Genomic DNA, 7,645 nt, shown 5'->3' with positions numbered 1-7,645 from the left:
TCAGCCGGCCACGGGCACGGCATACCCGGCATCGCTGTGCAGGTCCCCGGCCTCCCCCGCCCGTGCCGCACGTCCGCCCACCACGAGGATGTGGACCCACACCCCTGCTGTGACCGCCGCCCCCAGGCCGACCTTCACCCACACGGGCAGGGCGGAGGGGGTGACGAACCCTTCCAGGATCCCCGACACGAAGAGCAGCACGACCAGTCCCAGGGCGATCGTGACCATCGCCCGCCCGGTCGCGGCCACCGCCTGCAGACGTGTGCGTGCGCCGGGCACCAGCAGCGACCAGAACACCCGCAGACCGGCGGCACCCGCGATGAACACCGCGGTGAGCTCCGGGATCCCGTGGGGCAGGATGAAGGCGAAGAACTGCCCGGGCCCCGCGTACTCGATGACCACCGCGGCCGAGACCCCCAGACCCTGGGCGTTCTGGAAGAGGACGTAGACGGGCAGCACCCCGGTGATGCCCCCGCCGATGCACTGCAGGACGATGAAGGCGTTGTTGAACCAGACCGAGGCGCCGAACTCCGCCGCGGTGTCCTGGCTGTAGTAGTCCACGAAGTCGTGCCGCGCGTAGGTCTCCAGCTCCGAGGGTGACCCGATCGCCGCGAACAACGCCGGGTCGCGCAGCAGCCACCACGCCTGCAGGGAGGACACGAACAGGAACGCCAGGGTCACGCCCACGATCCACCAGCGGGTCGCGTGCAGCGCGGCGGGCAGGGAGACGCGGAACCACCACGACACGGACGCGGCCGAAGCCCCCGTCGTCCCTGTCAGCCGTGCACGCGCCGCAGCGAGGTCGCGCGACAGTAGGCGGATGAGGTCGGGGTCCGGGTTCTCCGCGCGCACGGCGGCGAGGTCCGCCGCACCCTGGCGGTAGAGGGCGGAGAGCTCGTCGACCTCGGTCCCCGGCATGCGACGCCGCCGGGAGAGTTCGTGGAGACGGTCCCAGGAGGCCGCGCGCGAGGCCCTCAGTGCGTCGATGTCCACGTCGGCTAGCGTGTCACACATGAGCACCGACGTCGTCCCGGTCCGCCGGATCCGTGAGGAGTCGATCGTCACCGGTGAGGCGGTGGAACTGGAGGTCCGCCCCGCCTCCCCGCTGCTGCGCGCGGCCTCCGGGCTGGTGGACGGCGCCTGCGCGCTCCTGGGCTTCCTGGTGGCACTGCTCGTGGCGTTCGAGGCCGTGGAGAGCCCCTCGGCCTCCACCGAGCGGATCCTGTTCATCGGGTCCATCGTGCTCGTGACCGTCCTCGTGCCGATGTCGGTGGAGGTCGCCACCCGAGGACGTTCACTGGGCAAGTGGGCGTGGGGTCTCCAGGTCGTGCGGGACGACGGGGGCGTGGTCACCGCGCGCCACTCCCTCGTCCGCGCGCTGGCGGGCATCCTCGAGCTGTGGCTCAGCCTGGGGTCGATCGCCCTCGTCACGTCCATGGTCTCGCCCCGTTCCAAGCGCCTGGGCGACCTGGCCGCCGGGACGATGGTCGTCCGACTGCCGGAACCCGCGTGGAACGCGCCCCTGCTGATGCCCCCCGACCTCGCGGCCTGGGCCTCCTCCGCGCAGGTCCTGCCCCCACCGGACGGCCTCCGGTCCGAGGCGCTGGGCTTCCTGCGCGCGGCTCCCCAGATGTCGCCCGCGGTGAGGTCGCATGGCGCGTCGGACCTCGCCTCGCGCCTGGCGCTGCGCGTCGCACCTCCCCCACCGCCGGGGACCCATCCCGAGCGTTTCATCGCGGCGGTGCTGGTCATCCTCAGGGACCGGGAGTTCGCGCGCTGCGTGACCCGGGAGGACCTGGCCGCTGCGCGTCGGCGGGAGGCGGACCGTCCGCCCTTCGGGATCTGAGGCACCGCGCTGTCCGGGTCCCGCGTCCGCCCAAGGCCCGGCGCCCGGGGGGCCGGGAGTCCTGAGTCCCTCCGCTGGCGAGGGCGGCCCCGCCCAGCGGCGGTCGTCGCCATCCCGCGGCGCTCACTCCTCGGGACTCACTCCGCAGGGTTCACTCCTCAGGGTTTATTCCTCGGGGTCTACTCCTCGGGGTCGCTGACCACCCGGAACTGTGCCCGCCTGCGCGCATAGGGCGAGTCCGGGTCCAGTGGGGACTCCTCGGCGGCCTCGGCCACGGCGGTGGCGAATGGGCCACGGTCCGGACCGCGCCGGGCGGAACCGTGCGTGGTGCGGGGAGGCTCGTTGCGGGCCGCCTCGCGCACCGCGTCCACGAGGGCCAGGAGGTCGTCGGGCGAGGGCGGGGCCGGGTCGAAATTCGTCTGCAGGCGCACCACCTGCCATCCCACGGGAGCGGTGAGGTGCTCCGCATGGATGTCGCACAGGTCGTAGGCATGCGGCTCGGCCGAGGTCGCCAGTGGACCCAGGACTGCCGTGGAGTCCTGGTAGTCGTAGGTCAGGGTGGCCACCGCGGGCCTGCCACATCCCGGTTTCGAACAGTGCCGTGCCGCTATCACGGTCACACCCTACGGCCGGTGCACCTGCAGGGTCCGCAGGCACGCAGGCGGCGCGACAAGAGCCACACGGGAAGAGGAAGGGGTGGTGGTCCAGCACGACGCTCACCGGCGCGTTCGCCCCGCTGTGGGCCACGATGACCACGGGCCCCGCTTCGGCCGCACCAGCCTGCCCGATCGCCGCGACCTGGTCGTCGGGTGTCCTGGAGCCGCGATCGGGGTCTGCCTCGTCGAGACCGGGCAGGGTGAGTGCCGTTGCCCGACGCCCCCGGGCGGTCAGCTGCTCCTGCACCTCATCCCACGCCCAGGCACCCAACCAGTGGCCGGGGACGAGGAGGACGGCGGAGCGGCTGGCACGTGAACTCGGCGTGTCGGTGTGCACGGTCAAGAGAGACCTGGACGCGCTGGAGAACAGCGGGGTGCCCATCTGGGCGCGCCGCGGCCCGGGCCGTGGCGCTCCTGGCGGCGGTGTCGGCCGCGTCCGATGCGCCGTGTGCCGACCTCGCTGCGGCGGGCGTCAGGAAGATCATGGATGTCCTCGATCCCCGTACTCGCAGGGAGGCGGACCAGCTCGCACGTCGCATCTGGGTCGACACGGAAGGGGCTCCCCCCGCGGGTCGTGAGATCGGCACTCGAAGAGGCGATGGCGGAGCAGCGGATCGTGCGCATCCGCTACACCTCCCGCACCGGAGAGAAGACCACGCGGGACGTGGAACCGGTGATCTTCGCCTCCACGAACGGGCGCTGGTACCTCATCGGCTGGTGCCACCTGCGCACCGGGATGCGGTGGTTCCTCGTGACGCGCATCGAGCGCGCCACGGTGACCAGGGCACCCTGCAGTGGCCACGGTGTTGACGAGATCGGTACGCCACCGACCACAGCCGGGTCGACCCACAGCGCCAGCCAGTGGACGGGGACCCATCTCACGACCGGGCACCACCCCTCCGGGAACCGACGACACGCCACCCGGTGCGCACCATCGGCGCTGCACGCTCCCACAGGTCGCCCGGAGTCCCTGCGTGCTCTGTAGGCTGGGCGCATGCCCGACTTCGCACTGGAGCTCGACAAGCTCTCCGCCTCCGTCGGTGTCAACGCCGCCTACGGGGAGACTCGCACCGTCGACGGCCGGGAGTTCGTGCCTGTCTCGATCGTCACCGGGGGCTTCGGCTCCGGTGACGACAAGGGGAGACGGGGTGCCGGTGCCGGCGGGGTCTCCCTGCCGGTGGGGGCGTACGTGCGGCGTGGCGATCGTCTGCACTTCGCGCCGAACCCGATCGTGGCCCTCGCCGTGGGGATCCCCGTCCTGCACATCGCCGGGCACGCACTCGTCGGTGCCATCCGGGCACTGAGGGACTGACCGGTCGCGCCCTCGCCCGCGCTCGCGCACCCGGGGCGTCCGGCGTGGGCGCTGCCTACAGTCCGACGAACGGGTGCCCTGTCCGTACGGAGTCCACGACCCGGTGGATGAACCCGAGCTTGCGCACGACGGGGTCGGGGATGCGGAACGGGTACAGGTCCCCCTTGCCCATGGCGTGGTTGGCGCGGTTCAGCAGGTGGGAGACCGGCCGCCAGTCGGCCAGGGCCTCGGTGAACGGACGCTGCGCGTAGCTGCTGCGCGGGTGCACCTCCTGCGCGAGGAACGGTGAGTCACTGTCGGGCGTGAGCCGCAGCCCACCGTTGGCGACGGTGGTCAGCGTGTCGAGGATGTGCTGGTAGTGGGCGAAGGTCTCGGCGAAGTCCTCCCAGGGGTGCATCGTCGCGTACTCGGAGATGAAGGAGTCCTGCCACCCCTCGGGTGCGCCCTCGGAGTAGTGGCGGGACAGGGCCTCCTGGTAGGAGGCCCGCTCGTCCCCGAAGATCTCCCGGCACTCCTCGAGCAGGTCCCCGCCCGGCTCCTCGACGAGCTGCCACTCGTAGTAGTGGCCGACCTCGTGGCGGAAGTGGCCGAGCATCGTGCGGTAGGGCTCGTCGAGGCGTACGCGTTGGGCCTCGCGGTAGTCGTCGAGGGACTCCGCCAGGTCGATGGTGATGACACCGTTCGCATGACCGATGACCACCGGGCCGACCCCCGGTGACTGCGAGGACAGCAGGTCGAAGGCGAGTCCACCCTCGCGCACCCAGTACGGCACCACGGGCAGTCCGAGGTCCGCCAGCCCCACGAGGAGGCGCCTCTTGGACTGTCCGGCGACACCGAGCTTCCCCAATGCCGCGGAGTCCCCCTGCTCGGGATGTCTCCGGGTGAGGCGGCACGAGTAGCACAGGCGGTCCCCACTGTCGGGGAGCACCGCCCAATTGCAGCCGAGGGGACGGTTCGCGCAGGGGACGAGGGCGGGGCCGGCACCCCCACCCTCCGGTGGTGCACCCGCCCGGTCCCCCGGTGTCCGACGCATGGGCGCCATCCGCAGCGTCCGGGCGTCGAGGAGCAGCTCGGTGCCGCAGTTCTCACAGGTCAGGCTCTCCAGCCACACGGGGAAGTGACACCGTGGGCACACCAGTAGACGCACGCCCCGACCGTACCGCACCCCGCCACCCCTGCGGAGGAGCGGGCCACACGCGGGTAGTCTGGCGGGGTGCCACTCCATGCCCGACCCCGACGCGACCGTCACGGACGCGGACCCCGCGGGCCGATGTTCTTCCCCGGGACACCGGTGTGGCACACGCGGCGTGAGCGCTTCGACGAGCTCGTGGCGGACATGGTGGAGGACTTCATCCGCCGCTGGCCGATCGTCTCCAGCATCGAGTTCGGCATCGAGGACGTGCCGCCCTCGGACCCCGCGGAGTGGGAGGACCACTCGATGGTGCTGGCCCGCCTCTTTCCTTCCGACCGTCGCCGCGGTCTCGCCGACAGGATCGTCGTCTACCGTCTGCCCGTCGAACAGCGCGCCGCGCGCGGGGACGAGTTGGAGGGACTGGTGCGGGCTCTCCTCATCGACCGCATCTCCCGGGTGGTGGCCGTCTCCCCCGAGGACCTCGACCACGGGGCCGCCTGAACCCGGAGCACCCTCGCCGGGCGCGGCTCAGGGCTGCAGGTCGACCGCCACGTCGCCCGTGTCGATACCGGCACTCCCCAACGCCCACACCGCCGACAGGTCCCCCGTCGGGGTCCCGGCACGGACCACGAGTGCCACGTCCACCGCCACGTCCGAGGTCAGCTGTCCCGCGTCCGCGGGCAGGTCGGTGAGCACGCTCGCCCCGGCGGGCACGTCCACGGTGGTGCCCGCGACGTCGACGGTGGCGGCCGTGTCCGCAGGTGCCGTCACGAGGAGCCGGGCCGCCACGTCGCCCCCGCCGCTGTCCGTGCCCACGGTGGTCGCCCGCAGCGGGTCCGTCGTGAGTTGGTCCTCCACGATCCCGGAGAGGACCTCCGCCCCCGGCAGGTCCACGGAGGTGGTGGGGGTCGAGGGGACGACCAGGGTGCGTCCACCCCACTTCTGGTCGGAGTCCGGCCACGCCGCCCCCTGGGTCCGCACCTCGGCCGTCGCCACGACCGGCACGTCGGAGGTGACGACGAGGGCACCGGGATCGTCCGGGATGCCCGTCAGGTCGACGTCCAGGGGGACACCCGCGTCGACCTCGAGGTCCTCCGCGCCCGCCAGCGACTCGACCCCCTTGCTCCCCGAGACGGCCACGGAGACGTGGGCGCCCTCGTCGCCGGGGACCACCAGGCGCAGGGTGGCCGCGGAGCCCGCGCTCACCCCGGGCAGGACCAGGTCAGTCCCCGGCTGGGTGGCGGCGGCGGAGCTGAGACCGGTGGGCACCTCGCCGTCGAGACCGGAGGACTGCACCCACGCCGAGACACCGGGTCCGTCGGCGACGAGGTGGAAGGAGGGGCGGTCCTCGTCGGGGAACCAGGTGGCGGGCACCAGCACCACCACCTGACCGGCGGGCACGTTGACCGACTGGGCGGCGTCCTGGCTCCGTCCGGAGGCCCCGTAGGAGGTGATGGTCACCCGTGAGGCGGAGGTCGAGGGGTTGGAGAGCACCAGCAGCAGGTCCTCCCCCACCTCGGTCGACCCGGCGGCCACCCACTGGTCGCTGGTGGGCGCCGTGCAGGGCAGCAGGGAGAGTCCCCGGAGTTCGCCTCCCCCCTGACCGGCCACGACCACGGCGGTGGGGACGTCCAGGGTGCCGGTGGGGTCGGAGGCCCCGACGGTGAGTGACGGCGTGCCCGTCCCGCTGACGGTGCCCCGCGAGGACCAGTCCGCCCCGGGGGCCAGCGTCGCGCCGGCGTCAGAAGGGTCGTCCGTGCCGGGTGCACAGGCGAGGGTCACCGAGGTGGGTGCGACAGCGACCGTGGGCAGGTCCGGGACCCCGCCCCCCGGGGTCGGCGCCCACAGGTCGGCGGTCCCCACCGCCGCCAGGGAGGCCACGAGGGCGACCGTGGTCCCGATCGCGAGGACCCGTCGACGGGTCGGGCTCATCGGTGCCTCCTCCTCACGGGAACGGCGGCCACGGCGGAGCCGACCAGGGTCAGTCCGCACAGGAGGCGCCAGGTCAGCAGCCACCACGGGCGGAACTCCACGACCAGGTGGCCGCTGGCGGGCAGCTCGAAGGCCTGGCGCCAGGTGCCCGACGTCGCCACGGTGGCGGCCAGCGGGGTCCCGTCCACGCTCGCGCGCCAGGCGCGGTCCGCCCGTTCCGCCAGGACCAGGGTGCCGGAGACACCCGCGTCCAGGTTTGCGTCGACGCCCAGCCATCCCGCGCGCACCGTCGTCACGGTGTCCTCGCCCTCCACCACGACCCGCGCGGGGACGACGTCCTGGGGCCGCACCCGCCACAGCACACCCTGGTCGGTGGTCCCGACCTTCTCGACCCCTGGGGCGCGGTCGAGGGCCTCAGCCATCCGCCTGCCCTCCGCGGAGGTGGTGTCGGGCAGCAGGACCGTGTCGATGGCGTGCTGGGCGAGGGTGAGCACCGAGGCGTCGTCGGGGTACTCCACCAGGGTGACCACCGCCTGCTCGAGGTCCGCGTCCGCAGCGTCCTCCTGCCCGGTGCGCAGGTCCACGAGTTCGCCCAGACGTGTCCCGGCGGAGGCGTCGGTCAGCAGGGGGCCAGCCCCCCGCAGCACCTCGGCGCGGATGCCGTCCGTCCCGCGGGTGAGGACGAGCACCCGGGAGGCCGTCTGCGAGAGCTGCGCCTGCAGGCTCACGGCAGGGACCGCCGCACCCCGGAGGGGGGTGACGTGGTC

9 protein-coding genes and 1 pseudogene are annotated in these 7,645 nt (G+C 72.9%); 5 read left to right on the top strand and 5 right to left on the bottom strand.

Annotated elements, in window-relative coordinates:
* Entirely contained in the window at window positions 1–1,014 is a 1,014-nt protein-coding gene (locus TA90_RS07065) for a stage II sporulation protein M (protein ID WP_231550691.1), read from the bottom strand.
* On the opposite strand from TA90_RS07065, the gene TA90_RS07060 reads away from it, so the two are divergent.
* On the top strand, window positions 1,013–1,846 hold the full coding sequence (locus TA90_RS07060) for an RDD family protein (protein ID WP_043535373.1): 834 nt from the start codon (window positions 1,013–1,015) through the stop codon (window positions 1,844–1,846). The genes TA90_RS07065 and TA90_RS07060 overlap by 2 nt on opposite strands.
* 179 nt (window positions 1,847–2,025) lie before the next feature.
* On the opposite strand, the gene TA90_RS07055 is transcribed toward TA90_RS07060, so the two are convergent.
* Window positions 2,026–2,460, bottom strand: a complete 435-nt coding sequence (locus TA90_RS07055) for a DUF3499 domain-containing protein (RefSeq protein ID WP_043535377.1) — start codon at window positions 2,458–2,460, stop codon at window positions 2,026–2,028.
* Between the two features lie 134 nt (window positions 2,461–2,594).
* Between TA90_RS07055 and TA90_RS15875 the strand changes: the two genes are divergently transcribed.
* From TA90_RS15875 to TA90_RS07045, 3 genes are read left to right on the top strand one after another with little or no spacing between them, the layout of a single operon-like run.
* Complete coding sequence (locus tag TA90_RS15875) at window positions 2,595–3,080, top strand: HTH domain-containing protein (protein ID WP_197067865.1); 486 nt, start codon at window positions 2,595–2,597, stop codon at window positions 3,078–3,080.
* Window positions 3,077–3,487 (top strand): helix-turn-helix transcriptional regulator, encoded by a 411-nt coding sequence (locus tag TA90_RS15085; protein ID WP_197067864.1) that lies wholly within the window; start codon window positions 3,077–3,079, stop codon window positions 3,485–3,487. Before TA90_RS15875 ends, TA90_RS15085 begins: the two co-directional genes overlap by 4 nt.
* A 9-nt stretch (window positions 3,488–3,496) precedes the next feature.
* Window positions 3,497–3,814: a hypothetical protein gene (locus TA90_RS07045; RefSeq protein ID WP_043535372.1), complete on the top strand. Its 318-nt coding sequence runs from the start codon at window positions 3,497–3,499 to the stop codon at window positions 3,812–3,814.
* 55 nt (window positions 3,815–3,869) lie between these two features.
* Here TA90_RS07045 and TA90_RS07040 read toward each other — a convergent pair whose 3' ends face one another.
* Complete coding sequence (locus tag TA90_RS07040) at window positions 3,870–5,039, bottom strand: zinc-binding metallopeptidase family protein (protein ID WP_082031540.1); 1,170 nt, start codon at window positions 5,037–5,039, stop codon at window positions 3,870–3,872.
* Between TA90_RS07040 and TA90_RS07035 the strand changes: the two genes are divergently transcribed.
* Entirely contained in the window at window positions 5,028–5,447 is a 420-nt protein-coding gene (locus TA90_RS07035) for a metallopeptidase family protein (protein ID WP_043535370.1), read from the top strand. The two genes, TA90_RS07040 and TA90_RS07035, sit on opposite strands and share 12 nt — an antisense overlap.
* Before the next feature lie 27 nt (window positions 5,448–5,474).
* On the opposite strand, the gene TA90_RS07030 is transcribed toward TA90_RS07035, so the two are convergent.
* A complete protein-coding gene (locus TA90_RS07030) occupies window positions 5,475–6,878 on the bottom strand; it encodes a DUF5719 family protein (protein ID WP_043535369.1) in 1,404 nt (467 codons plus the stop codon).
* Window positions 6,875–7,645 (bottom strand): annotated as a pseudogene (locus tag TA90_RS07025) (glycosyltransferase family 2 protein); the annotation flags it as partial. The pseudogene TA90_RS07025 and the gene TA90_RS07030, both read right to left, overlap by 4 nt.

The organism is Actinomyces polynesiensis, from assembly GCF_000820725.1.
Classification (GTDB): domain Bacteria; phylum Actinomycetota; class Actinomycetes; order Actinomycetales; family Actinomycetaceae; genus Pauljensenia; species Pauljensenia polynesiensis.
The sequence above is the reverse complement of the archived record's forward strand: the minus strand, read 5'-3'. Positions and strand labels throughout refer to the sequence as shown.